Raw genomic sequence first — 25948 nt, 5'->3', positions numbered from 1 at the left:
CCAAGCGCACGGCCCGATCTCTGGCGGGGGCCGCTACGAAAGCGTATCTATATCGCACTTTCCGCGCCCGCTTCAAGGCCGGCCCATGGCGCGGGGCATGGCAGCCTCCTGAACGTGACGGGTTTCGCAATGAGTGCGCGAGCGCCGGGCGGACGCTGCGTTGCAGTATGGCAGGGAGGCGCGCGACCGGCGTTGCCGCTACCATCAACGCCTTGCCTGACAGGTGCGCCCATGCCGTTGAACGTCATCGTGGTGATGGACCCCATCGCCCACATCAAGATCGCCAAGGACACCACCTTCGCCATGCTGCTGGAAGCCCAGCGCCGCGGCCATGCCCTGCACTATGTGCGCCCGGGCGGCCTGGCCCTGGAGGGTGGCGTGGCAGTGGCCCAGACCGCGCCGCTGCAGGTGCGCGACGACCCGGCTGGCTGGTATGAGCTGGGCGCATTCAGCCGTACCGAATTCGGCCCCGGCCAGATCGTGCTGATGCGCAAGGATCCGCCGGTCGACGCCGAGTACATCTACGACACCCAGGTGCTGGACGTGGCTGCGGCCGCCGGTGCCTGCGTGGTCAACAATCCGCAGGGGCTGCGCGACTACAACGAGAAGCTGGCCGCGCTGCTGTTCCCGCAGTGCTGCCCGCCGACCCTGGTCAGCCGCGACGCCAAGGCCTTGAAGGCCTTCGCGCTGGAGCATGGCCAGGCCGTGCTGAAGCCGCTGGACGGCATGGGCGGCCGCTCGATCTTCCGCAGCGGCCAGGGCGATCCGAACCTGAACGTGATCCTGGAAACCCTGACCGACGGCGGCCGCAAACTGGCACTGGCCCAGAAGTTCATTCCCGACATCACGGCCGGCGACAAGCGCATCCTGCTGGTCGATGGCGAACCGGTCGACTACTGCCTGGCGCGCATCCCGCAGGGCGACGAGTTCCGGGGCAACCTGGCTGCCGGTGGCCGCGGCGAAGGCCGTCCGCTGAGCGAGCGCGACCGCTGGATCGCGGCCCAGGTCGGCCCGGAGATGAAGCGTCGCGGCATGCGCTTCGTCGGCCTGGACGTGATCGGCGATTACCTGACCGAGGTCAACGTGACCAGCCCGACCTGTGTACGCGAACTGGACGCACAGTTCGGCCTGAACATCGCCGGCACCCTGTTCGACGCGCTTGAGGCCGGCCTGCGCTGATGGCAACCGCACCTGCCGTCCTGCCCCCGCCACCACGCGAAGCGCAACGGCTGGGGGCGACCATCGCGCTGTCGGTGCTGGTTCACGCGCTGCTGATCCTGGGCGTGGGCTTCGCCGTGAAAGGCGATGCACCGCTGGTGCCCACGCTGGAAGTGATCTTCAGCCAGACCCGCACCGCGCTGACGCCGAAGCAGGCCGATTTTCTTGCCGCAGCCAACCAGGATGGCGGTGGCGAACACGACCGCGCACAGCGTCCGCGCGACAACCAGGCCGGCATCGTGCCGCAGGCGCAGCCCGGTTTGAGCCCGGTCCCACAGCAGCAGCAATCGGCCGCGCCGGTCCCGCCGCCACAGGCACGGGTGGTCAGCAGCCGCAATGGCGAAGAGGCGGTCGCGCAGGCCCAGTCCCGCCCCACGCCGGATCAGCCCGAACCGGACGCCCCGCTGAGTGCGCGCGAACAGCGCGATGTGGAAATGGCCCGACTGGCCGCAGAAGTGCATCTGCGCTCGGCGCAGTACGCCAAGCGCCCGAACCGCAAGTTCGTGTCGGCCAGCACGCGCGAGTATGCCTATGCCAATTACCTGCGGGCCTGGGTTGACCGCGCCGAGCGCGTGGGCAACCTGAATTACCCGGACGAGGCCCGGCAGCGCCGGCTGGGCGGCCAGGTCGTGATCAGCGTGGGCGTGCGCCGCGATGGCAGCGTGGAGAGCAGCCGGATCCTGCGGTCGAGCGGAACGCCACTGCTGGATGAGGCGGCACTGCGGGTGGTGAAGCTGGCGCAGCCGTTCCCGCCGTTGCCGAAGACCGAGGATGAGATCGACATCCTGCAGGTCACCCGCACGTGGGTGTTCCTGCCCGGCGGCGAACTGCGCGACGACCGGTAGGGTTTGTTGCCCGGGCCTGCGGCCCGGGACCCGCTGAAAGGCTAGAGCAACGGCAACAGCAACAGCGGCGGTTGGTGTACTGAAGCGTGGCGAGGCGGTGTCGGGCGGCGGGGACGCCGCAAGTACGTCCGTGTAGGCTTAGCCGCGGCATCCATGCCGCGGATACCCCGCCGCCCGACACCGCCCCGCCTCTGATAGATCGCGGCGCACCATTGCTTTGGTAGGTGTCGACCTTGGTCGATACACATCCACGCCACGCGTGGATGCAAGCGAAGCGACCCGCTTTTGATTTTGACTTTTCTTTTTTTGATCTTCCGTGGCGGACGTGCACGGAAACTGTCAGAGGCCGGGCGGGTGGGCTGCGCAGGGGCGTGAGCCGCATGGATGCGGCGACCGAGCTTACATGGACGTACTTGCAGCGCCCCCTGCGCAGCCCACCCGCCCGGCCAAACCACGGCTTTTGATCTACGCGACCAACTCCGCCACGAGGGGCTCAGCCGTTGGCCTTCGCCTTCGCCTCGCGCGCGGCCTGCTGCTCGACCAGGGTCAGTGCCACGTTGTCGCGCAGGTAGGCCGGCTCGACCTTCTCCGGTGCAATGGCTTCGCCGCGGGCGAACGCCGGCACCGCCAGTGCGAGCACGTCCGACGCACGCGGCAATGCCGTGGCGTCGAATCCGCGCAAACCTGTACCGAGCTGCGCGACCAGCGCACCCTCGGCTGCGGCGAACCCGGTACCGACACCGTAGGCCGACAGCTCTTCCGGCAGCGCTACCGCAGCGGGTGCGCACACGCGTTCGGCATCGCGTGCCACCGGCAGGCCGTCCACACGCTCGAAGCGCGCAACGTACAACTCTCCCATCCGTGCGTCGATCGCCGACAGGATCTGCGTTTCTTCCGCCGGTGCCCGCAGCGCCAGCACCTGCAGCGTCGAGACCGGCAGCAACGGACGATCCAGCGCCAGTGCGATGCCCTGCGCGATGGCGATCGCCAGGCGCACGCCGGTGAAAGCACCAGGACCGCGGCTGAGCGCGATACCGTCCAGCTGGCGGCGGCTGATGCCGGCTTCGGCCAGCAGCGCCTCGGCCCACGGTAGGCTCAGTTCGGCATGCCGGCGCGGGGCGATCTCGAAACGTTCCAGTACCTGTCCATCGACATGCAGGGCAACGGAACAGGCTTCGGTGGCGGTTTCAAAGGCGAGCAGTTTCATCGGATCAGGTCAGAACAGGGGGAACGTGACACCGGGCGCCGGCTCCGGGCCCGCCGCGGCGGCGGCGGTCGGAACGGCATCATCGGCCACGGGCGCCCATTGTGGCGTAAAGAAGGCCTGCACATCGGCCAGGCTGCGGGTGCGCCGGAACGGCGGCAGCGACTCAAGAAAGACCCGGCCATAGCCACGGTTGAGCAGGCGCGGATCGCACAGGACCAGCACGCCCCGGTCGCTTTCGCTGCGGATCAGGCGGCCAACGCCCTGCTTCAGGGCGATCACCGCCTGCGGCAACTGTTCGTCGCGGAACGGATTGCCGCCCTGGCTGCGGATCGCCTCCAGGCGTGCCTCGTAGACCGGGTCGTCCGGGGCCGCGAACGGCAGCTTGTCGATCATCACCACGCTCAACGCTTCGCCGACCACGTCCACGCCCTCGCGGAAACTGGCCGAGCCCAGCAGCACCCCATTGCCCGATTCGCGGAAGCGCTGCAGCAGCGTCGCACGCGGCGCCTCACCCTGCACGAACAACGGCCATGGCCCATCGCGCAGTGCCTCGGCGGCCTCACGCAGGGCGCGATGCGAAGCGAACAGCAGGAACGCCCTGCCCTGCGAGGCCTGCAGCACCGGCCGCAGGGTCTGGATCAGCGCGGTTCCGAAACCACGTGCGGCCGGATCGGGCAGGCCTTCAGGCAGGTAACACAGCGCCTGCTCGGGCCAATTGAACGGACTCGGCTGGACCAGCGTCTGCGGGTCGTCCAGCCCGAGGCGGGTGGCGATGTGATCGAAACCACCGCCCACGGTCAGTGTCGCCGAAGTGAAGATCCATGCGGCGCGACTGCGTTCGCGATGCTCGCGCAACGGGCCGGACACATCCATCGGCGTGCGCTGGCAGCGGAAACCACGCGGCGTGAGCTCATACCAGAGCACATCGGTGGCATTGCCGGTGTCCGCAGGATCAGTATCGAAGTCGAAGGCGGGTTCGTCATCGCCCAGCCAGCGACCGAGCCGCGAAACCGCCTCACGCGCCCGCGCATGGCAGGCATCCAGGCCCGCCGCGGCTTCGCGCAGCGGCTGCAAGGCCTGCTCCAGCGTCACCAGCCCTGCCATCACCGTGTCGAAGCCATCGCGCACCTGCGGCATCGTCAGCGCACGCCACTGCGTGCCGCGCGGCGGCAGCCCCTCCATCGCCGAACGCAAGGCCAGCAGCGCCTGCTGCAAGTGGTCGACCGGTTCCTGCAGCGCCGACTGCGCCCCCCCGACGCCGCGCGCTTCGGCCAGGCAGTCGCGGCCCAGCTCCTGCCACGGGCGCATGCCGAAGCCTTCGCCGAAGAACTGCGCGGCCAGTTCAGGCAACTGATGCGCCTCGTCGATGACGAAGGCCTGCGCCCCCGGCAGCAGCTCACCAAAGCCATCCTGCTTCAAGGCCAGGTCGGCCAGCAGCAGGTGATGGTTGACCACCACTACGTCTGCCGCCTGCGCACGTTGCCGCGCACGCACCACGAAGCAGTCTTCCCAGAACGGGCAGTCGGTGCCCAGACAGTTGTCGACGGTGGAGGTGACCATCGGCAGCAGCGGCGAATCATCGGCCAAACCGTCCAGTTCGGCGATGTCGCCGAACTCCGAGCGTCCGGACCAGGCCAGGATGCGCTGGAACTGCGCCGCCTGTTCTGGGCTTGAGAAGCGCGGCTCGCCCCGCGCCTGCTGCAGGCGGTAGCGGCACAGGTAATTCGAACGTCCCTTCAGCAGCGCACTGCGCAGGCCGACACCGAGTGCCTGGCGCACACGCGGCAGGTCGCGGTGGTAGAGCTGGTCCTGCAGCGCGCGGGTGCCGGTGGAGATGATGGTGCGCAACCCGGACAGCAGCACCGGCACCAGGTAGGCGAACGTCTTGCCGGTGCCGGTACCGGCCTCGGCCAGCAGCAGGTCACGCTGCTGCAGCGCATCGGCGATGGCTTCGGTCAGGCGCAGCTGGGCCGGGCGCGGGACGAAGGCGTCCAGATGCGAGGCGAGCGCTCCGCCGTCGCTGAGGGCTTCGCGGCTGGCATGGACAAGGTCGGACATCAGAGGGAAAGGATACCCGGCCGGGCGCTGCCCGGCACCCGTTTCAAGCCAGAGCCAGAGCAACGTCAACAGCGTTGTTCATGGCTTTGGGTTGTACTGAGGGTTGGCGGGGGACTGCGGGTTTGCGGGGACGCCGTGAACCCGTCACTGGGGGCTTGGCCGCGGCTTGCTCGTGTGCGCTGTCCTGCGCACACGAGCAAGGCGCCATCGAGCCCCCATGGATGGGTTTACGGCGTGCCCTGCACGCCCCACCCAACCGGCCCATCACCTGCATCCATCAGTGCGCGCGCCGCAGAGGGGGCAGCGCCCGGTGGAGTGGAATACCTCAGTACCGCTTGATCCCCGGCACCGTGCAACCTTCAATCTGCGCATGCGCCGACACCGCATTCTCCTTCTCGCCCCGCGCCAGGCGTGACTGTTCGATCGTCGCCCAGTGCCGGCGGCACAGCGGCCCCGTCTTCGAGCCCAGATCCACCGCCTTGCGCGCGAACGTCTCCGCCTGTTCCCACTGCCCCTGCAGCAGCGCCAGTTCGGCACGCTCCTGCAGCACCGCCGGGTCGCTGGCCACGATTTCCAGCGCATGGTCCAAGCTGCTGGCGGCACCGGCCAGGTCGTTCGCCTGCCGCTGCGCCTGCGCGGTCACCCGCAGGTCTTCCACCTGCGAATCACGCAGCGGCTGCACCGACAGCTCCTTGTCGTCAGGACCTGCGGCCGCATCGACTGCCGCCAGGCGCTGTGCCGGCGTAGTGGTATCGACTGGCTTGACCACCGGCGGCGCGCTGGTCACACAGGCGGCCAGGGCCAGGCTGAGGCCGGTCAGGGCCAGGGGCTGCAGCAGGGATCGCATGTTCATCGGCTTCATCGGCTCGGGGGAGGAGTAGCGGCGGCGGGCGCTGCGGCAGGTTCGGCGGGCGCTTCCGGCTTGCGGTCCAGGCCGAACCAGCTACGCCAGCCACCGCCCTCCCCTTCAGCTTCGCCCGGCTCGCCCGGCGGCACTGCCGGCGCGCACGGCGCATACGCCGGTGCATAGCCCACCACGAACGGGAAGCGGCGTGCGCCCGGGCAGCCTTCATCGGTTGTGTTCAGACCCGTGGCCGCGACCGACTGCCAGTCCAGGCCTTTGTTGCTGACCCGCAATGGCGCACTCGGCAGGCGCTGGAAGATGCCCGACCAGACCCGCATCGCGCCGGTAGCGCCATACAGGCCGGCCTGCTGGTTCTGGTCGTTGCCGATCCAGATCACCGCCAGATGATCGCCGGTGTAGCCGGCATACCAGCTGTCACGGCCATCGTTGGTGGTGCCGGTCTTGCCGGCCGGCTGCAGGCGGCCGAGGCCATCGGCATTGAGCCGCTGCGCGGTACCACTGGAGACCACCTGCTGCAGGCCGACGCTGATCAGGTTGGCGGCAATTGAATCGCCTTCCTGTGCCGGCGCCGGGGTCTTGTCGTAGCGCTTGAGCAGCTTGCCCTGCGGATCGAGCACGCCACGCACCGCGTGCAGCGGCTGGATCTCACCGCCCGAGGCGAGGAACTGGTACAGCTGTGCCATCGCGTACGGGCTCTGGTCGGTCGAGCCAAGGATCACCGCCGGATTGGCCTCGGCCTTGATGCCCGCCAGCACATGGATCAGCTGGGTCACGCGCTCGGGACCGACCTGCAAGCCCACGCGCACCGTGGCCTGGTTGTAGGAGTGTGCCAGCGCGTCGATCAGGCGCACCGTGCCGTGGCTGCGGTTGTCCGCATTGCCCGGGCTCCAGTTGCGGCCGCGGCCGAGCTGCACCGTCACCGGTGAATCGTCGACCCAGCTGGCCAGCGAGTAACGGTCCGGCTGCGCCAGCGCGAGCAGGTACACGAATGGCTTGAGCAGCGAACCGACCGGACGCTGCGCCTCGATCGCGCGGTTGAAGCCGACCTCGGACACTTCACGGCTGCCGATCACCGCCAGCACGTCACCGTTGTGCACGTCGGTCAGCACCATGCCGGCCTGCAGTTCGGGCCGGCGCTTGCTTTCCAGCGACTTGATGGTGCGGGTCACCGCGCCTTCGGCATAGGCCTGCGCGGACGGCGACATGCCGGTCATCACGCTCAGGCCAGCGCCCTGCAGGGCAGATTCCGGGTAGTCATGGCCGAGCTGGCGACGGACCAGGTCAACATAGGCGGGGAAGCGGTTGGCCGCCACCAGTCCCGGCGTCTTCGGCACGCCCAAGGGGGCCTTCAGTGCGCGCTGGTACTCGGCGTCGTCGATCAGCGTGGCTTCGTGCAGTTTGCCCAGCACGAAGTTGCGACGGTCCAACGCACGTTCCGGATTGCGCCGCGGGTCGTAGAAGGACGGGCCCTTGACCAGGCCGATCAGCAGCGCGATCTGCTCGGTCTCCAGCGACTGCAGGTCACGGCCGAACCAGAACTCGGCACCGGACGACATGCCATGGATCGCCTGGCTGCCGCGCTGGCCCAGGTACACCTGGTTGAGATAGGCCTCGAAGATGGTGCGCTTGTCATAGCGCGCTTCCATGATCAGGGCGTAGAGCACTTCGTTGAATTTGCGGGTGAGCGTCTGTTCCTTGCCGATGCCGAGCAGGCCGCTGCGGGCCAGCTGCTGGGTCAGCGTGGAAGCGCCCTGGCGGCTCTGGCCACCGGAGCGGATGGTCACCCACACCGCGCGCGCGATACCGGACAGGTCGATGCCGTGGTGGCGGTTGAAGTCCTTGTCCTCCACTGCCTGCAGGCCGGTCACCAGCAGGTCCGGCGCCTCGTCCATGCGGATCAGGCGGCGTTCTTCCTGCTTCTGGCCGTACAGGGTGGCGATACGCGCCGGATCCAGCCGCGCCGCCTTCAGGGCCTTGCGGCTGTCGGCATCGCGCAGCGAGGCGACCGCACCATCGGCCAGCGACAACTCGAGCCGACGCGGGGCAACCCGGCCATCGACGTCGTTGTAGCCGCGGCTGGAGATGACAAAGCGCCCGCCATTCACCGCATAGGTGGCCGGCTCCTTGCCCTGGCCATCATCGCGGTAGGCGGAGGCGGCCAGCTCGGTCTTCAGCGTGGACGCATCCATCGCCTTGCCGGGAGTGAGCACCAGCGGCCGCGCATACACCCGCGTCGGGATCTGCCAGCGCAGTTCGCCGAAACGTTGGGTCACCTGCTGGTTCAGGTACAGCGTATAGGGAATGAGGAAACCCAATCCCAACGCGACCGCAGCCATGCTCCAGGTGATCAGCCGGCGCCGCCACAGCGGGCCGTTGTCCTGCTGGTCGTCGTCGTCGAAATCGTCGATGTCGTCGGAATCGTAGCGTCGGGGCACGGGAATGCGAGAATGTAGAGTCTGGCGAGTCTACCCCAGCCGCTGCGGCTGGCGAATTCTCCCGGGTTCCCCTGCTTAAGCTGGAGTTGCAACCGGATGGCGATGTCCCTGGCCGAGATCCGATACCTGATCAACCGCCTGTCGGGCCTGGCCCGCCGGAGCCTGGCCAGCCTGCGTACCCGTGGCTGGCGGGCGACCTGGCAGCGCATCCGCGTGCATGCCCAGCGCGCCGTGCCCGCGCCACGCACGCCGCTGTTCCTGCCGCCGGCACAGGAGTTCGCTCCCTTCACGGTGCCGTTCAGCGAAACACCGGAAGCGAGCATTGTCATCCCCGTCTACAACCACGTCGATCACACCCTGGCCTGCCTGCGCGCCTTGGCGGCGCATCCACCGCAGGCCACGTGCGAGATCCTGGTAGTGGATGACGGCAGCACCGACGCCACCGTGCAGTGGATGCCGCAGGTTGCCGGACTGCGCTATGAAGTGCGCGAGTACAACGGCGGCTTCATCGAGGCCTGCAACGATGGCGTATCGCGCGCACGCGGTCGCTACGTGGTGCTGCTCAACAACGATACGGTGCCGCAGCCGGGCTGGCTCGACGCGCTGCTGGACACGTTCTCCAGCACGCCCGGCGCCGGCCTGGTCGGTAGCCAGCTGCTCTACCCGGACGGCCGGCTGCAGGAATCGGGCGGGGTGATTTTCGCTGATGGCAGTGGCTGGAGTTACGGCCGTTTCGAGGCAGCGGACGACCCGCGTTTTGCCAGCCTGCGCGACGTCGACTACTGCTCCGGCGCAGCGCTGATGCTGCCGCGCGACCTCTGGCGACAGCTGGGCGGCTTCGATACCCGCTACAAGCCGGCCTACTACGAGGACACCGACCTGGCCTTCCGCGTGCGTGCGCAGGGCCTGCGCGTCCTGGTTCAGCCGGCCAGCCGGGTGGTCCATGACGAAGGCACCAGCAACGGCACCGACACCGGCAGCGGCGTGAAGGCCTACCAGGTGCGCAACCAGGCCATCTTCGCCGACCGCTGGGCCACCGAGCTGGCCCGCCGCCCGGCGGTGGGCGAAGTGCCGTCACCGGCGCTGCTGCTGCGTGGCCGGCGCCAGGTGCTGATCCTGGACGAGGCTGTGCCGCAGCCGGATCGCGATTCCGCGTCGCTGCGCCAGGTGAACCTGATCCGCCTCCTGCTGCAGGGCGGAGCCCATGTGGTGTTCGTTCCCACCCGTCGCGAACACGGCGGCGCCGCCACCGACGCGCTGCAGCGGATGGGTGTGGAAGTCTGGTATGCACCGTTCCTCGATGGCGTCGCCAACTGGCTGCGCACGCATGGTGGACGCTTCCACGTAGCGCTGCTGGTCCGCCACCATGTTGCCCACGAGTGCCTGCCGCTGCTGAAGCGCTATGCGCCGCAGGCGCGCACCGTGTTCGACACGGTGGACCTGCACTACCTGCGCGAACGTCGTGGTGCCGAAGTGGCCGGCGATGCGGGACTGCTGCGCGCTGCCGAGCGTACCCGCGCCAGCGAACTGGCGGTGATGGAGCAGTGCGACGTCACCGTGCTGGTCAGTTCCGCCGAGCGCGAGCAACTGCAGGCCGACGCGCCAACGGTGCGGGTGGAGCTGATCTCCAACCTCCATGACATCGCCGGTGCCGGCAAACCGTTCGAGCAGCGTCATGACCTGGTGTTCGTCGGCGGCTTCCGCCACCCGCCGAACCTGGACGCGATGGAATGGTTCATCGGCGAAGTCTTCGCCGGCATCCGCGCCCGCCTGCCCGATGTGCGCCTGCACTGCATCGGCGCTGCCGCGCCGGAATCCCTGCTGGCCCTGGCCGCGCGCCAGCCCGGCGTGCAGATGCACGGCTTCGTCGAGGACATCACTCCCTACATGGATGGCGCACGCATTTCCATCGCGCCACTACGTTTCGGTGCCGGCGTGAAAGGCAAGATCAACCTGAGCATGGCCCATGGCCAGCCGGTGGTAGGTACCCCCTGCGCGGTGGAAGGGATGCACCTGCGCCCGGGCGAGGACGTGCTGGTGGCCGATGATGCGGCCGGCTTCGCCGATGCGGTGGTCCGCCTGTACCAGGATCCGCAGCTGTGGCGGCAACTGTCCGAAGCCGGCCTGGCCAACATCGCAGAGCACTTCTCCCTCGACGCTGCGCGCGCAACCGTGCAGCGGGTGTTTTTCACCTAATCAGGGAGACCGCCGGCACGGCGCAGGCGCTCTTCGAACGCCGGCAGCTCGGCCAGGTCCGGTTGCAGCAAGCGGGCTTGTTCGGCGGCATGCGCTGCGAAAGCCAGGTCGCCGCTGCCGAGTCGCTCGCTGCCGATGGCCAGCCAGCGCTGGGCCAGGCGCAGGCGTGCCGAGGGGAGCCCGGCCGCAGTCGGCGACAGGGTCTGCCACGCCTGCAGGCAGGCCCCTGCCGCCTGTACGCGGTTCTGCCGGAGGTTGTCGTCGAAGCAGCCGCGACTGGCGGGCAGCAGCCGCGCCGCAGCAGCCTTCACCCGTGCATCGCGCGGCGCCAGTGACTGCGCTTCGCGCAATGCGTCGAATGCACTGTGGCCGGGGGGACTGATCCATTGCCCGGAACGTTCGGCGCGCTCGATGCTGCGCAGGTGGTCGCGCAGTTGGCGCTCGCGCTGCGTGTTGCTGCCCGCCGGCTGCTGCAGCGCCTTCTGCGCCTGTTGTGCGCGCTGCAGGCGTTGCGCGAGCTGCTGTTGCGCGGCCGGCGAAGCGCCCAGCTCCTCCGCCAGCGCGGCATCGGCCCGCGCCGCCTCGAACCGGAAGTCGTCGGCCTGCGTCTGGCTGCGTGCCAGCACCGCCTGCAACGTCTGTTCACGGCCGCGCTGGGCGCTGGCATCATCGGCCGCCACTGCCAGAACGGCGAGAAATCCCTTTGCTGCGGACTCCAGCTGCCCGCGCTGCAGGGCGCGCTGGGCCTGGCGCAGGCGCCGCTCGACGGCCTGCGCCAATGCTTCCTGGCTGGCGGGCAGATCAGCATGGCCGGCATCGAACTGGCGCGCACGCTGCAGTAGTGCGGCGGCCTCGGCCAGCTCGCCGCGTCCCGCCAGCGCGCGCGCCTGCTGCAGCAGATCGCTCAGTGCATCTTCGCGACCTTCCAGCGCCGGCAGATTGTCCGGCTGCAGCGACAGGATGCGCTGGAACAGGGGCAGCGCGCTGCTGTCACCTTCATCCAGCCGGCCCGCAGCGAAGGCGTTGCGTGCCTGCGCCAGCAGTGCACCGATGCCGGCACCTGCGCTGCGCCGGGCCCGCAGCTGGCGCGCCACGGCGTCCGCCTCGCCCTGTGGTACCTGCAGTTCCCGGGCCAGTGCCAGCGCCTGCGCGCTGCCGTCGAGATCGTTGGCCTGCATCTTTTCGCGGGCCTGCTGCAGGGCCGCCGCGCCGGTACGGGCCAGGCCTTCGCGGGCCTGCGGACGATCTCCATCCAGCGCCAGCACGGCCTGGTAGCGCTCGCGCGCACCACTGCCATCGGCGGCACTCAGCCGCCCGGCCGCCAGTGCGCCATCACCTTCGGCCAGCAGCTGCTCGATCCGAGGCTCATCCCAGAACCAGTCGGCCAGCGGCTTGCGCAGCAGCACCAGCAGCACAAACACCGCCAGCGCCGCGACCAGCGCCCAGCGCCACACCCGGCGCGCGTGGCGTGCCTGCAGCCACCACCAACGGCCTTCGCGGCGGACGCGGTCCAGCGCAGGAAGTTCGGCGCCATGCGGGCGATGCGGGGGCTCGCGTTCCATGCGTGCAGGGTAGCCGGGGCAGCGTGAAGCTCAGCCGAGGCGACGCGCCTCGCTCACGCCGGGCAGCGCGTCCAGCTTGCCCAGCAGGGTCGACAGCTGGCCGTAGTCACTCACCTTCAGCCGCAGGCGCAGGTGGGCACGGCCACTGTTGCGCACGTTGTCACTGTGGATGTCCAGCACGTAGGCGTCTTCCTGGGCGATCAGGTTGGTGATGTCCTTCAGCAGCCAGCGGCGATCGACCGCATCGACCACGACGTCCACCTCGTAGCCGCCCCCGGCCTGGCCCCACTCCACCGGCAGGATGCGCTGCGGGCTGGTGGCCGCCAGACGGGCCAGCGCAGCGCAGTCTGCACGATGCACGGTGACACCGCGGCTACGGGTCAGGTAGCCGACGATGGGTTCGCCGGCCACCGGCTGGCAGCAGCGCGCCAGTTGCACCAGCAGGTTGCCCACGCCCTGTACGGTGAACTTGGACTTGCCCAGGTTCTCGCGGCGCGCGGTCGGCCGCGGCAGGCTCGGCGCGGGCGCCGGTTGGCTTGCTGCACGTTCGGCTTCCAGCAGGGCACGGCTGACCTGGTTCGGCCCGGTATCGCCCAGCGCCACCTGGATGTAGAGGTCGTCAACGCTGTCGGCATGGAACTTCTTCGCCGCGATGGCCAGGTCCGAGTGCTGCAGCCCCAGGCGCTTCAGCTCGCGCTCGAGCAGTTCGCGCCCGGCCTGCACGTTGCGCGCGCGGTCTAGCTTGTGGAACCAGCTGCGTACCTTTTCCCGCGAGCGGTTGCTGGCCAGGAAGCCGTTGGCCGGCATCAGCCAGTCGCGGCGGGGGTCGGCCTCCTTGCCGGTCAGGATCTCGACGCGGTCGCCGCTGCGCAGGCGATAGGTCAGCGGCACGATGCGACCGTTGACCTTGGCGCCCCGGCAGCGGTGGCCCACCATGGTGTGCACCTGGTAGGCGAAATCGAGCGGCGTGGCGCCCTGCGGCAGATCCAGCACCTCATCCTTCGGGCTGAGTGCATAGACCCGGTCTTCGGTCAGCTCGGCATCGAGCGCCCCGGCCAGCTCATTGCCCTGCCCGTCCTGCGCCTGCTCCAGCAGCTGGCGCATCCAGGTGATCTTGCGGTCGAAGGACTTCTCCGCGCCCTTGCCACCCTCCTTGTACTTCCAGTGCGCGGCCACGCCCAGCTCGGCCTGCGAGTGCATCTCATGGGTACGGATCTGCACTTCGATGGTGCGCCCTTCCGGGCCGACCACGGCGGTATGCAGCGAGCGATAGTCGTTGGCCTTGGGCCGGGCGATGTAATCGTCGAACTCGCTCGGCACCGGCGCCCACAGTGCATGCACCACGCCCAGCGCGGCATAGCAGGCGGCGACGTCGTCGACCATCACGCGCACCGCACGGATGTCATACAGCTGGTCGAACGCCAGACGCTTCTTCTGCATCTTCCGCCAGATGCTGTAGATGTGCTTCGGGCGGCCGCTGACCTCGGCCTTGATGCCCTGCGCGACCAGCTCGCGCGACAGCACCTTCTTGACGTTCTCGACGTAACGCTCGCGGGCGATGCGGGTTTCGTCCACCTCCCGCGCAATGCGACGGTAGGTCTCCGGTTCCAGGTGGCGGAACGCCAGGTCCTCCAGCTCCCACTTCAGCTGCCAGATGCCCAGGCGGTTGGCCAATGGCGCGTGGATGTCGCGTGTCAGCTGTGCCAGCGCGCGGCGTTGCTCGTCATCCAGCTTGTCGGCCGCGCGCATCCGCGCCAGCTGCCGGGCCAGCAGGATGGGCACCACGCGCAGGTCGCGGATGATCGCCAGCAGCAGGCGGCGCAGGCCCTCGCTGTTGCGCCCTGCCTCACGGCCGGCATGCAGCGCCCACACCGGGTCGGCGGCGTCCTGACCATCCAGCAGGCCGATCACCGCCGCCTTGTGGTTGCCCAGCGGCAGCTGTTCCAGGCTCGCCCGCAGGCCCGGCAGGTCAAACAGCAATGCGGCCACCACCGCGCCTTCGTCGGCCGAGAGCATCGCCAGTGCGTCGAGGGTGTCACCCAGCACCGACCAGCTGGCGCGCATCTGGTGGTCGCATTCCGGCGCTTCCCAGTGCCCGCGCAGGGCCTGGCGCAGCGGAGCAGGCAGCACGGCTGCCGAGGGACGGTTCAACAAGGCATCCAGGCCGGGGACGGAAGCGCGGTTCACAGCATCGAGCAGGCAAGACAGAGGCCTCTACACTAGCGCCGGCGCCGTTCAGGGACAATCACCGCGGCCACCATCACCCGGCATAAAGACATGCCGTTACACTCGCGGTCAAACCCAGGAGAGTCCCGACATGTCCTCGATCGCCCCGCGTTTCCGCCTACGGCTGCTGGCCTGTGCCGCACTGTTGCTGTCCTTGTCGGCGCCTGCGCTGGCCCAGCGCGTGGTAGAGGGTGACCTGCAGCAGCAGATGTCACCGGCCGAGTTCAAGGCTGCTGGCCTGGACAAGCTCAGTGCGCAGGAACTGGCCACGCTGAACCGCTGGCTGCAGGGCAAGGTCGAAGCGGCCACCACCCAGGCGGTTGCCGCCGTACGGGAATCGGCACGCGAGGAAGGCCGTCAGGAAGTGATCGTGAAGAATCGCGGCTTCTTCGATTTCGGCAGCAGCGAGCCGATCGTCGGCGTGCTGCAGGGCGAATTCCGCGGCTTCGGCAAAGGCCGCGTCTACGTGCTGGACAACGGCCAGGAATGGGAGCAGACCGATGCAAGCACCCTGGCAGGCGTGCGCAAGCAGTCCCCCGCCGTCAGCATCAAGCCCGGCGTGATGGGCGTGTGGTACCTGAAGGTCGACGGCGTGAACACCCAGCCGAAGGTGCGTCGTACCAAGTAACGACGCCCATCGTGTAGAGCCGAGCCCACGCTCGGCTGCGATCTGCACGGGAAGATGACGAGGCATCAAAAAAGCAGCCGAGCATGGGCTCGGCTCTACGTCATCACATCATCGGAGTCACGCCTGGCGCAGTGCGGCTACCCGCTGCGCCAGCTTCTTCGCCGAGATGCCGGTCCGCGCGCCCAGCTCCTGCGCGAACAGCGACACCCGCAGCTCTTCCAGATCCCAGCGCAGCGCCTGCCATTGCGGGTGCTCGCGCAGGCCCTGCTGCTCAGCCACTTCCAGCGCTTCCAGGAACGGATGCAGTTCCAGCATGCGCGCCTGATCGCGCGGCGGATCACGCTTGGCGCGCTCGGTACGCAGGATCATCGCTTTCAGATAGCGCGGATACTGCGCCAATGCGTCGGCCGGTGTATCGCGCAGGAAGCCTGGATGGATCAGCCCGGCCAGCTGCGCCTCCATGTCGTCCAGGTTGCCGCGCGCCCAGCCCATCAGCGGCGCTTCCAGCATCGGCTTCAGTTCGGCCACCAGCGCCAGGATGGTCTCGGCCAGCTTCAGCCGCGACATGGCCTCACCGAACAGCGCCTTGGCCGCATGCTCGCGGCGCTGCTCGAAGGCCGCCGCATCGCGTATGTCTTCCAGGCCTTCAGCCAGTACGGCGTTCATCGCCGCATCGACCAGGTCGCCACGAAGGCGTTCCTGCGATTCGATCGCCGCATACAGCAGGCCCGTCTTGGCACCCACCGGCAACTGCTTGCGTGCCTGCTTCATCTTCTCGGCCAGCGCGATCTCCAGCAGGCGGCGCACACCCAGCGGATGAGCCGCCTGCGCCTGCTGCCGATCAGCGAAGATGCGCAGCGCCACGCTGTCGCCCTCGTCCAGCAATGCCGGATACGCCGGCACGCCCGCTTCACCGGGCACCTGCAGCGGAATCGGCGTGGCCGGGAACGTACGCAGGCCATCGGCCGCCATCTCGCGGCCGGCGCGTGCAGCGAACGCATCGCCGGCACGACCGCCGAATTTGGCGCGCAGTGCATCCAGATCACGCGAGGTCGCCAGCACCTTGCCCTGCTCGTCGCGCAGCCGCAGGTTCATGTGCAGGTGCGGTTCGATCGAACCGGGCTCGAAATCGAGCGCGGTCACGGTCGCGCCGGTTGCGCGCGACAGGAAACGCGCCAGTTCGCCGGTGATGGCATCGGCACTGGGTTGCGGGAACGCCTCGTAGAACGCGCGACCAAAGTCCGGCGCCGGCACGTAGTTGCGGCGCATCGCCTTGGGCAGGCTGCGAATCAGCGCCGCAGCCTTGTCGGCAACGAAGCCGGGCGCCAGCCAGCCCAGCTGCACCGGATCCAATGCGTTGAGCAGGTGCAGCGGTACGTCAAGGGTTACGCCGTCATCCTCGGCACCCGGCTCGAAGCGGTAATGCAGCGGCAATCGTGCCTGGCCCAGCGCGAGGTACTTCGGGTAGCGCTCCTGCTCACTGCCTTCGCCCGGCAACAGGTCGGCCAGCGACCAGTGCAGGGTCTTGCGCTGTTCCGGCGCAAGACCCTTCCACCAGGCATCCAGGCCGGAGGCCGAATGGATCTGCGGCGGCACCCGGTCCAGGTACCAGCGTGCCTGCCAGTCTTCGTCGGCAACGATGCCGGCGCGGCGCAGCTTGGCTTCTTCCTCGCGCGCGACCTCCAGCACCTTCTGGTTGTCGGCGACGAAACTGGCGCGGGTGTTGATCTCGCCGGTCACCAGTGCCTGGCGCACGAAGATGTCATGCGCCTCGCCGGGCGCGATGCGGCCGTAGTGGACCGGTTTCTTCGGTGCCAGCACCAGGCCGAACAGGCTGATCTGCTCGGACGCCAGCACCTGGCCCTGCGCGCGCGACCAGTGCGGGTCGAAGTGCTTGCGCAGCAGCAGGTGCGGCAGTTCGGCGATCACCCAGTCCGGCTCGATCGCAGCCAGGGTCATGCCCCATACCTTCTGCGTATCCAGCAGGTTGGCCACCAGCAGCCACGGCGGTGGCCGCTTGGCCAGCGCCGAACCGGGGAACGGCAGGAAGCGGCGCTGGCGCGGCGCCTGGAAATCGCCCTTCTCGGTGCGGTGGCCGATCTGCGTCGGCAGGCCCGCCACCAGCGCACGGTGCAGGGTCTGGTAGGCAGCGCCACGCACACGTTCGCTGAAACCGCCGCCAACCGGCGCCTGTTCCTTCTGCGCGCGCACGGCCACCGGCGCCGGTGCGGCCTCGGCCTTGCCTTCGCGGGCCAGGCGCGCGGCACGATGCAACTGGCCGCGGGTGGCCTTTACTGCGGCCGCGTCATCACGCGCCGGGGCCGGCGCACTGCTGCCGGCCAGCAACGGTGCCATCGACGCCTCGCTGGCCTCTTCCTTCCAGCCCAGCTCCTCGCACAGCAGCCGCAGCTGGCGATGCAGCTCTCGCCATTCGCGCATGCGCAGGAAACCGAGGAAATGACGGCCGCACCAGTCGCGCAGCTTGGACTGGGTCAGGTCTTCATGGGCCTGCCGGTAGGCATCCCACAGGCGCAGCACGCCGACGAACTCGGAGCGGCCATCGGCGAACTGCGCATGCGCGCTGTCGGCCGCACCGCGCGCCTCGGGCGGGCGTTCGCGCGGGTCCTGGATGCCCAGGAACGAGGCGATCACCAGCATCGGCCGCAGGCAGCCGGCGGCCTGCGCGGCCACCAGCATGCGCGCCAGCTTCACGTCCACCGGCAGGCGCGCCATCTGCTTGCCGATGGTGGTCAGGCGCCGTTCGGCATCGATCGCCCCCAGTTCGGTCAGCTGCTGCCAGCCATCGGCCACCGCGCGCTCGTCCGGTGCTTCCAGGAACGGGAACTCCTCGATGCGGCCCAGGCCCAGCTGCAGCATGCGCAGGATCACCCCGGCCAGGCTGGAGCGGCGGATTTCCGGATCGGTGAACTCCGGCCGCGCCTGGAAATCGGCCTCAGCATACAGGCGGTAACAGATGCCCTCGGCGATACGGCCGCAGCGCCCCTTGCGCTGGTTGGCGCTGGCCTGCGAGATCGGCTCGATGTGCAGGCGGTCCAGCTTGTTGCGCGGGCTGTAGCGCTTGACGCGGGCAAGGCCCGGATCGACCACGTAACGGATGCGCGGCACCGTCAGCGAGGTTTCCGCCACATTGGTGGCCAGCACGATGCGCCGGTTCGGCCCGGTATTGAACACCCGGTCCTGGTCCTGGTTGGACAGCCGCGCATACAGTGGCAGTACCTCGGTGTTGCGGTACTTTCGCCGTTCCAGCGACTGGTGCGCATCGCGGATCTCGCGCTCGCCCGGCAGGAAGATCAGCACGTCGCCGCGTGCATCCAGGCGGGTAATCTCGTCGACAGCCGACACGATGGCATCGTTGACGGTACGTTCGCCCTGGTCTTCACCCTCGCCTTCCAGCGCGCGGTAGCGCACCTCCACCGGGTAGGTGCGGCCCTCAACGCTGATCACCGGCGCATTGTCGAAATGCTGGGCGAAGCGTCCGGTGTCGATGGTGGCCGAAGTGACGATCAGCTTCAGGTCGGGGCGCTTGCGCAGCAGCTGCTTCAGGTAGCCCAGCAGGAAGTCGATGTTGAGGCTGCGCTCGTGCGCCTCGTCGACGATGATCGTGTCGTAGTTCGACAACCAGCGGTCGCTGGCAATCTCCGCCAGCAGGATGCCGTCGGTCATGAACTTGATGCGGCTGTCTTCGCTGACCTTGTCGTTGAAGCGCACCTGGTAGCCCACCAGCTGGCCCAGTTCACTCTGCAGTTCCTGTGCGACACGGCTGGCTACCGCACGTGCGGCAATCCGTCGCGGCTGGGTGCAGCCGATCATGCCGGCCTGGCCACGGCCGGCGGCCAGGCACAGTTTCGGCAGCTGGGTGGTCTTGCCCGAACCGGTTTCACCAGCGATCACCACGACCTGGTGGTCGCGGATCAGCCCGATGATGGCGTCGGCTTCACGCGCAATCGGCAGCTGCGGGTCCAGAGTAATGGACGGCTGCTGCTGCGCCCGCACCTGCCGGCGCTGCACCGACGCCTGCAAGGCCTGCTCGAAGGTGGCGGCCAGTGCCGCATCCTGTGGCTTGGCCTGGCAACGCGAGAGCATCCCCAGCAAACGGCCCCGGTCGCGGCTCATGGCGCCGTCGATGGCGGCGCGCTGTTGGCGCAGGCGGGGCGATGGATTTTTATCGATAGAGTTCATCAATCGGTTCGTTCAAAACTTTGAAAGCGACCAGTCATCACGACCGGTTTATTGTGAAGGCCAACGATTCCACAAGGAGGAACCCCATGGCGAAGACCAAGAGCACGACCAAGGCCAAGACCGGCAAGCAGAAGCTTGCGGCGGCGGCACCGTCGGCGCCGAACATCGATATCGGGATCACCCAGGGCGACCGCAAGAAGATCGCCGACGGTCTGTCGCGCTTCCAGGCCGATGCGTTCACGCTCTACCTGAAGACGCACAACTTCCACTGGAACGTGACCGGGTCGATGTTCAACTCGCTGCACACCATGTTCGAGACGCAGTACACCGAGCAGTGGGCGGCACTGGACGATGTGGCCGAGCGCATCCGCGCGCTGGGCTTCAATGCCCCGGGCTCCTACCGGGAATTCGCTGCGCTGACCTCGATCGTCGAGGAACCGGGCCTGACCGACAGTGCGGACTGGCGTGAAATGGTACGCCAGTTGGTGGTCGCCAACGAAGCGGTATGCCGTACGGCACGTGAAGTGCTGGAGGTGGCGGCCAAGGGGGACGACGCGCCGACCGAGGATCTGATGACCCAGCGGCTGCAGACCCACGAGAAGTATGCCTGGATGCTGCGTTCCCTGCTGCAGTAAGGGTTGGCGGGGGCGGCAGGGCTGCGCCCTGCACCCGCAGAGGCAACTGCAACGTCAACGTCAACGTCAAAAGCGGGCTATCCGTGGATTGGCGGGGCGGGTCCAGTTGCGGGGGACGCCGTGAATACGTCCATGTAGGCTCGGTCGCCGCATCCATGCGGCTCACGCCCCCGCAACCGGACCCACCCCGCCTTCGACAGTTTTCCGCGATCTGCCAGCAAAGCCATTGGGGTCAGATCCGTTTTCCGCAGGAAAACGGATCTGACCCCATTTTGTTTGTCGATATCTGACAGATGTGTCGACCAAGGTCGACACCCACCAACGGCCGCGGGAAACTGTCGAAGGTGGGGCGGTGTCGGATTGCGGGGTGTCAGCCGCATGGATGCGGCTGCCAAGCCTACAGGGACGTACTTGCGGCGTCCCCGCAATCCGACACCGCCCCACCAAACCACGAATCACCCCAGAGCCGGCTGTTGCCTTTGACGTTGCACTGGCTTGCAGCGGGTGCAGGGCGCAGCCCTGCCGACTCCCCCGCCGGGGTAAACTAGCCGGATGGCTTCCCGTCCCGCGCACGACCTGCTTCAACGCGTCTTTGGTTACGACGATTTCCGTGGTCCGCAGCAGGACATCGTGGAGCATGTCGCTGCCGGTCACGATGCCCTGGTGCTGATGCCCACCGGCGGTGGCAAGTCGCTGTGCTACCAGGTGCCGGCCCTGCTGCGTGACGGATGTGGCATCGTCATCTCGCCACTGATCGCGCTGATGCAGGACCAGGTCGAAGCCCTGCGCCAGCTCGGCGTTCGTGCCGAGTACCTGAATTCCACCCTGGATGCCGAGACCGCCGGCCGCGTCGAACGCGAGCTGCTGGCCGGCGAGCTGGACATGCTCTATGTCGCCCCCGAGCGGCTGCTGACCGGCCGCTTCCTGTCGCTGCTGTCACGCAGCCAGATCGCCCTGTTCGCCATCGACGAAGCCCACTGCGTGTCGCAGTGGGGCCACGACTTCCGCCCGGAATACCGCCAGCTGACCGTGCTGCACGAGCGCTGGCCGCAGATTCCGCGGATCGCGCTCACCGCCACCGCCGACCCGCCGACCCAGCGCGAGATCGCCGAGCGTCTGGATCTGCAGGAAGCGCGCCACTTCGTCAGCTCGTTCGACCGCCCCAACATCCGCTACACCGTGGTGCAGAAGGACAACGCCCGCAAGCAGCTGATCGATTTCCTGCGCGGCCACCGTGGCGAGGCCGGCATCGTCTATTGCATGTCGCGGCGCAAGGTCGAGGAGACCGCTGAATTCCTGTGCGGCCAGGGCTTCAACGCCCTGCCCTACCACGCCGGCCTGCCGCCGGAGGTGCGCGCTAACAACCAGCGCCGCTTCCTGCGCGAGGACGGCATCGTCATGTGCGCCACCATCGCCTTCGGCATGGGCATCGACAAGCCGGACGTGCGCTTCGTGGCGCATACCGACCTGCCCAAGTCGATGGAAGGCTACTACCAGGAAACCGGCCGCGCTGGTCGTGATGGCGAAGCTGCCGAAGCCTGGCTGTGCTACGGCCTGGGCGACGTGGTACTGCTCAAGCAGATGATCGAACAATCCGAGGCGGGCGAAGAACGCAAGCAGCTGGAACGGGGCAAGCTCGACCACCTGCTGGGCTACTGCGAATCCATGCAATGCCGCCGCCAGGTGCTGCTGGCCGGTTTCGGCGAGACCTATCCCCAGCCCTGCGGCAACTGCGACAACTGCCTGACGCCGCCGGCCTCGTGGGATGCGACCATTCCGGCGCAGAAGGCGCTGAGCTGTGTCTACCGCAGTGGCCAGCGCTTCGGCGTCGGCCACCTGATCGACATTCTGCGCGGCAGCGAGAACGAGAAGGTAAAGCAGCAGGGCCACGACAAGCTCAGTACCTATGCGATCGGCCGCGACCTGGATGCGCGCACCTGGCGCAGCGTGTTCCGCCAGCTGGTGGCCGCCAGCCTGCTGGAAGTGGACAGCGAGGGCCACGGTGGCCTGCGCCTGACCGATGCCAGCCGCGACGTGCTGACCGGTCGCCGCCAGATCAGCATGCGCCGCGACCCGGCCAGCAGCGCCAGCGGGCGCGAGCGAAGCGCGCAGCGCACCGGCCTGTCTGTGCTGCCGCAGGATCTGGCGCTGTTCAACGCGCTGCGCGGTCTGCGCGCCGAACTGGCCCGCGAACAGAACGTGCCGGCCTTCGTGATCTTCCACGACAGCACCCTGCGCAACATCGCCGAGCAGCGCCCGACCAGCCTGGATGAACTGGCACGGGTCGGCGGCATCGGCGGCACCAAGCTGAGCCGCTACGGCCCGCGCCTGGTCGAGATCGTGCGCGAAGAGGGGTAGCGCCGGGCGCCTGGCCAGGCGCCTCCCCATCGCCAACCGTGCGCTCGTCCCCCTGTAGAGCCGAGCCCACGCTCGGCTGCTTCTGCGTGAACGGCAGCCGAGCGTGGGCTAGGCTCTACACTGGTGCAGGTCCAACCTTGAACCGCCCATTCAGCCGGAGGTGCATCCACGGCCGCTTGCGGCTAGATTAGCGCCATGTCCCTCGCCTCGACCCTGCTCCGTGTCGTGCTCATGCTCAGCCTGCTGCTCAACGGGCTGAACGCGGCCATGGCCAGTGGTCACGAGGAAATGGGCCGGATGGCCCACGCGGTAGCCGCCCTTGATGGCAGCGATGCCGACTGCCACCACCACGCCGCCATGCAGGCCGACGAGGCCCCACAGGCCAAGGCCCCCGCCCACGACGCCCACTGCCAGATCAAGGACTGCGTGCGCAGTTGCGCCCAGCACCCGCTGCTGGTGGTGCAGCCGTTGCCTTATCTGGCGGGCCCGGCACTGTCGCTGGCGCCGCAGCCGATGCCGGCCACTGGCCGGCCGGCGCCGCCGCTGCCGCCCATCTCACGCCCTCCCATCGGCTGATTCCACACGCACCGTGCGCCCTGCGCACCGTAGCCGGCCACCTGCCGGCGTCTTTACGTGTCTGGAGTCACCACCATGAATACCCGCATTCCCCCCGGTCCGGGCGCTGTGCCCATGCCGTCGCGCCGCCTGTTCGTGCAGGGCCTGGCCGCCGGTGGCGTGGTTGCCGGCATCGCCGCTGTCGGCGTGCCGCAGCGCGCGCTTGCCGCCGCCCGCGCCACGCCTCGCCTGGCCGGCGCCCCGGCCGTGCTCAGCGATACCCGCATCGAACTGGCCATCGGCGAATCGCTGGCCAACTTCACCGGCCGCACCCGCCCGGCGATCACCGTCAACGGATCGCTGCCGGCACCGATCCTGCGCTGGCGCGAAGGCCAGACCGTGGACCTGTTCGTGCGCAACACGCTGGAGCGCCACCCGACCTCGATCCACTGGCACGGCATCCTGCTGCCGGCCAACATGGACGGCGTGCCCGGCCTGAGCTTCAACGGCATCGGCCCCGGCGACACCTACCACTACCACTTCCAGCTGAAGCAGTCGGGCACCTACTGGTACCACAGCCATTCGATGTTCCAGGAGCAGGCTGGCCTGTACGGTGCACTGATCATCGATCCGGCCGAGCCAGCGCCGTACCACCACGACCGCGAGCACGTGATCCTGCTGTCCGACTGGACCGACATGGACCCGGGTGCGTTGTTCCGCCGCATGAAGAAGCTTGCCGAGCACGACAACTACTACAAGCGCACCCTGCCCGACTTCCTGCGCGATGCGAAGCGTGACGGCTGGTCGGCCGCGCTGTCCGACCGCGGCATGTGGGGCCGGATGCGGATGACGCCCACCGACATCTCCGACATCAACGCGCATACCTACACCTACCTGATGAACGGTACGGCGCCAGCCGGCAACTGGACCGGGCTGTTCCGCAGCGGGGAAAAGGTACTGCTGCGCTTCATCAATGGCGCCTCGATGACCTACTTCGATGTGCGCATTCCCGGCCTGAAGATGACCGTGGTCGCCGCCGATGGCCAGTACATCCATCCGGTCAGCATCGATGAGTTCCGCATCGCTCCCGCCGAAACCTACGATGTGCTGGTCGAGCCCACCGGCCAGGACGCATTTACCATCTTCTGCCAGGACATGGGCCGCACCGGCTTCGCTGCCGGCACGCTGGCGGTACGCCATGGCCTGCAGGCGCCGATCCCTGCACGCGACCCGCGCCCGTTGCTGACCATGAGCGACATGGGGCATGACATGGGCGGTGGCGGTCATGGCGGGCACGACATGACCGCGATGAAGGGCATGGAAGGCGGCTGTGGCGCCAGCATGGGCCACGGTGCGCATGGCGGCGGTGATCCCGCCAGCAAGGCGCCAAAGCACCCGCCCAGCGAGCGCAACAACCCGCTGGTGGACATGCAGAGTTCGGCTACCGAACCGAAGCTGGACGACCCCGGCATCGGCCTGCGCGACAACGGCCGCAAGGTCCTGACCTACAGCGCGATGCGCAGCCTATTCGAAGACCCCGATGGCCGCGAGCCCAGTCGTGAAGTCGAGCTGCACCTGACCGGCCACATGGAGAAATTCTCCTGGTCGTTCGACGGCATCCCGTTCGCCAGCGCCGAGCCGCTGCGGCTGAACTACGGCGAGCGCATGCGCATCGTGCTGGTCAACGACACCATGATGCAGCACCCGATCCATCTGCACGGCGTGTGGAGCGATCTGGAAAACGCACAAGGCGAATTCCAGGTGCGCAAGCACACCATCGACATGCCACCCGGTACACGCCGCAGCTACCGAGTGCGCGCCGACGCGCTCGGCCGCTGGGCCTATCACTGCCATCTGCTGTACCACATGGAAGCGGGCATGATGCGCGAAGTGAGGATCGAAGAATGAGCCGCTCACTGCTTTCCCCCAGCCTGCTGGCGCTGGGCCTGGCTGCTGCAATGCCGGTGTTCGCGCAGTCGCACGCGGGCCATGACATGGGCACGATGAACGTGCCTGCGAAGAGCGCGAAGACCCCGGCCGAAACGGTCGATCATTCAAAGATGGATCATTCCGAGATGGACATGGGTGCGGCGGATCACGCCGGCATGGACCACTCCACGATGGACCACTCGAAGATGGACCATGGCGCGATGCAGCCAGCGGCGATGGACCATTCGCAGATGGACCACCGGGCGATGGGCCACGGCACGCCTGCACCCACCGAACCGCGCGAACCGATCCCGGTCCCGACTGATGCCGACCGCGCCGCCGCCTTCCCGCCGATCGCGCATGGCGCGATGGAACACGCGCCGGAGATCAACAGCCTGCTGCTGATCGACCGGCTTGAGCATTGGGATGGCAAGAGCAGCAACGGCCAGGCCTGGGAAGCCACCGGCTGGATCGGCGGCAACATCAACCGCCTGTGGCTGCGCACCGATGGCGAACGCAGCCGCGGCCGCACCGAATCGTCGTCACTGGAAGCAGTGTATGGTCGCAGCGTGTCGCCGTGGTGGGACGTGCTGGTCGGGGTGCGCCAGGACTTCCGCCCGTCCGACTCGCGCACATGGGCGGCCCTCGGCATCCAGGGTCTGGCGCCGTACAAGTTCGAAAGCTCGGCCACGCTGTACATGGGCTCCGGCGGCCAGGTGCTGGCCAAGGCCGAGGTCGAGTACGACGTGCTGTTGACCAACCGATTGATCCTGCAGCCGCTGCTGGAAGCTACTGTTGCGGCCAAGGACGAGCAGGAGTACGGCATTGGTCGCGGACTGAACAAGGTCGAAGCCGGGCTGCGCCTGCGCTATGAGTTCAGCCGTCGCGTCGCGCCGTACATCGGCATCAGCCACGAACGTACGTTTGGCGACACCGCCGACTATGCCGGTGACCACGCGCGCGACACGCGTTGGGTGGCGGGCGTGCGCATGTGGTTCTGAGCAGCGGTTCGTGAGCAGTGGCCAGCCCCG

The 25948-nt window shown here is 68.2% G+C and carries 16 protein-coding genes; 9 read left to right on the top strand and 7 right to left on the bottom strand.

Going from position 1 to position 25948, the window contains the following annotated elements; all coding sequences use genetic code 11:
* Window positions 1–231: 231 nt before the first annotated feature.
* Window positions 232–1179: a glutathione synthase gene (gshB, locus tag AC5P9W_RS14670; protein ID WP_019660098.1), complete on the top strand. Its 948-nt coding sequence runs from the start codon at window positions 232–234 to the stop codon at window positions 1177–1179.
* The gene (locus AC5P9W_RS14665) at window positions 1179–2063 is read left to right on the top strand and encodes an energy transducer TonB family protein (protein ID WP_021203311.1); all 885 of its coding nucleotides are present in this window, start codon (window positions 1179–1181) and stop codon (window positions 2061–2063) included. Before gshB ends, AC5P9W_RS14665 begins: the two co-directional genes overlap by 1 nt.
* 493 nt (window positions 2064–2556) lie before the next feature.
* Here AC5P9W_RS14665 and tsaB read toward each other — a convergent pair whose 3' ends face one another.
* From tsaB to mrcB, 4 genes are all read right to left on the bottom strand, one after another.
* Entirely contained in the window at window positions 2557–3270 is a 714-nt protein-coding gene (gene tsaB, locus AC5P9W_RS14660) for a tRNA (adenosine(37)-N6)-threonylcarbamoyltransferase complex dimerization subunit type 1 TsaB (RefSeq protein WP_111098878.1), read from the bottom strand.
* 9 nt (window positions 3271–3279) lie between these two features.
* Window positions 3280–5328, bottom strand: a complete 2049-nt coding sequence (gene yoaA / locus AC5P9W_RS14655) for a DNA repair helicase YoaA (protein WP_111098879.1) — start codon at window positions 5326–5328, stop codon at window positions 3280–3282.
* Window positions 5329–5653: 325 nt separating this feature from the next.
* Complete coding sequence (locus tag AC5P9W_RS14650; RefSeq protein ID WP_019660102.1) at window positions 5654–6190, bottom strand: hypothetical protein; 537 nt, start codon at window positions 6188–6190, stop codon at window positions 5654–5656.
* Complete coding sequence (gene mrcB, locus AC5P9W_RS14645) at window positions 6187–8628, bottom strand: penicillin-binding protein 1B (protein WP_346470159.1); 2442 nt, start codon at window positions 8626–8628, stop codon at window positions 6187–6189. The genes AC5P9W_RS14650 and mrcB overlap by 4 nt, the downstream gene beginning before the upstream one ends.
* Window positions 8629–8724: 96 nt before the next feature.
* On the opposite strand from mrcB, the gene AC5P9W_RS14640 reads away from it, so the two are divergent.
* Window positions 8725–10824 carry a glycosyltransferase gene (locus AC5P9W_RS14640; protein ID WP_495219338.1) on the top strand — a complete coding sequence of 700 codons (2100 nt, stop codon included), beginning with the start codon at window positions 8725–8727 and terminating at the stop codon, window positions 10822–10824.
* On the opposite strand, the gene AC5P9W_RS14635 is transcribed toward AC5P9W_RS14640, so the two are convergent.
* Window positions 10821–12386 (bottom strand): hypothetical protein, encoded by a 1566-nt coding sequence (locus AC5P9W_RS14635; protein WP_021203722.1) that lies wholly within the window; start codon window positions 12384–12386, stop codon window positions 10821–10823. The two genes, AC5P9W_RS14640 and AC5P9W_RS14635, sit on opposite strands and share 4 nt — an antisense overlap.
* A 30-nt stretch (window positions 12387–12416) precedes the next feature.
* On the bottom strand, window positions 12417–14573 hold the full coding sequence (locus AC5P9W_RS14630; protein ID WP_206621709.1) for a RelA/SpoT family protein: 2157 nt from the start codon (window positions 14571–14573) through the stop codon (window positions 12417–12419).
* A 130-nt stretch (window positions 14574–14703) separates the two neighbouring features.
* Between AC5P9W_RS14630 and AC5P9W_RS14625 the strand changes: the two genes are divergently transcribed.
* Complete coding sequence (locus AC5P9W_RS14625) at window positions 14704–15240, top strand: hypothetical protein (RefSeq protein ID WP_010481716.1); 537 nt, start codon at window positions 14704–14706, stop codon at window positions 15238–15240.
* A gap of 117 nt (window positions 15241–15357) precedes the next feature.
* Here the strand turns inward: AC5P9W_RS14625 and hrpA are convergent, their stop codons facing one another.
* Window positions 15358–19440, bottom strand: a complete 4083-nt coding sequence (gene hrpA, locus AC5P9W_RS14620) for an ATP-dependent RNA helicase HrpA (protein ID WP_206621710.1) — start codon at window positions 19438–19440, stop codon at window positions 15358–15360.
* A gap of 86 nt (window positions 19441–19526) precedes the next feature.
* On the opposite strand from hrpA, the gene AC5P9W_RS14615 reads away from it, so the two are divergent.
* The 5 genes from AC5P9W_RS14615 (at window position 19527) to AC5P9W_RS14595 (ending at window position 25918) form a co-directional block, all read left to right on the top strand.
* Complete coding sequence (locus AC5P9W_RS14615; protein WP_019660109.1) at window positions 19527–20075, top strand: Dps family protein; 549 nt, start codon at window positions 19527–19529, stop codon at window positions 20073–20075.
* A gap of 552 nt (window positions 20076–20627) precedes the next feature.
* Window positions 20628–22433 carry a DNA helicase RecQ gene (gene recQ, locus AC5P9W_RS14610; protein ID WP_111102128.1) on the top strand — a complete coding sequence of 602 codons (1806 nt, stop codon included), beginning with the start codon at window positions 20628–20630 and terminating at the stop codon, window positions 22431–22433.
* A 195-nt stretch (window positions 22434–22628) separates the two neighbouring features.
* On the top strand, window positions 22629–23009 hold the full coding sequence (locus tag AC5P9W_RS14605) for a CopL family metal-binding regulatory protein (protein ID WP_021203718.1): 381 nt from the start codon (window positions 22629–22631) through the stop codon (window positions 23007–23009).
* A gap of 75 nt (window positions 23010–23084) precedes the next feature.
* Window positions 23085–24896: a copper resistance system multicopper oxidase gene (locus AC5P9W_RS14600; protein WP_111098885.1), complete on the top strand. Its 1812-nt coding sequence runs from the start codon at window positions 23085–23087 to the stop codon at window positions 24894–24896.
* Complete coding sequence (locus AC5P9W_RS14595) at window positions 24893–25918, top strand: copper resistance protein B (protein ID WP_495219337.1); 1026 nt, start codon at window positions 24893–24895, stop codon at window positions 25916–25918. Before AC5P9W_RS14600 ends, AC5P9W_RS14595 begins: the two co-directional genes overlap by 4 nt.
* The last annotated feature ends 30 nt before the right edge of the window (window positions 25919–25948 follow it).

This window comes from Stenotrophomonas sp. YJH_SMC_33, from assembly GCF_059372295.1.
This window is presented reverse-complemented; position numbering and strand designations above follow the sequence as displayed.

Bases quoted from the DNA above. Each gene is read 5' to 3' on its own strand.
- AC5P9W_RS14635 (WP_021203722.1), bottom strand. From the start codon at position 12,386: ATGGAACGCGAGCCCCCGCATCGCCCGCATGGCGCCGAACTTCCTGCG.
- AC5P9W_RS14650 (WP_019660102.1), bottom strand. From the start codon at position 6,190: ATGAAGCCGATGAACATGCGATCCCTGCTGCAGCCCCTGGCCCTGACC.
- AC5P9W_RS14665 (WP_021203311.1), top strand. From the start codon at position 1,179: ATGGCAACCGCACCTGCCGTCCTGCCCCCGCCACCACGCGAAGCGCAA.
- AC5P9W_RS14605 (WP_021203718.1), top strand. From the start codon at position 22,629: ATGTCCCTCGCCTCGACCCTGCTCCGTGTCGTGCTCATGCTCAGCCTG.
- hrpA (WP_206621710.1), bottom strand. From the start codon at position 19,440: ATGAACTCTATCGATAAAAATCCATCGCCCCGCCTGCGCCAACAGCGC.
- tsaB (WP_111098878.1), bottom strand. From the start codon at position 3,270: ATGAAACTGCTCGCCTTTGAAACCGCCACCGAAGCCTGTTCCGTTGCC.
- gshB (WP_019660098.1), top strand. From the start codon at position 232: ATGCCGTTGAACGTCATCGTGGTGATGGACCCCATCGCCCACATCAAG.
- yoaA (WP_111098879.1), bottom strand. From the start codon at position 5,328: ATGTCCGACCTTGTCCATGCCAGCCGCGAAGCCCTCAGCGACGGCGGA.
- AC5P9W_RS14625 (WP_010481716.1), top strand. From the start codon at position 14,704: ATGTCCTCGATCGCCCCGCGTTTCCGCCTACGGCTGCTGGCCTGTGCC.
- AC5P9W_RS14595 (WP_495219337.1), top strand. From the start codon at position 24,893: ATGAGCCGCTCACTGCTTTCCCCCAGCCTGCTGGCGCTGGGCCTGGCT.
- AC5P9W_RS14615 (WP_019660109.1), top strand. From the start codon at position 19,527: ATGGCGAAGACCAAGAGCACGACCAAGGCCAAGACCGGCAAGCAGAAG.
- recQ (WP_111102128.1), top strand. From the start codon at position 20,628: ATGGCTTCCCGTCCCGCGCACGACCTGCTTCAACGCGTCTTTGGTTAC.
- AC5P9W_RS14600 (WP_111098885.1), top strand. From the start codon at position 23,085: ATGAATACCCGCATTCCCCCCGGTCCGGGCGCTGTGCCCATGCCGTCG.
- AC5P9W_RS14640 (WP_495219338.1), top strand. From the start codon at position 8,725: ATGGCGATGTCCCTGGCCGAGATCCGATACCTGATCAACCGCCTGTCG.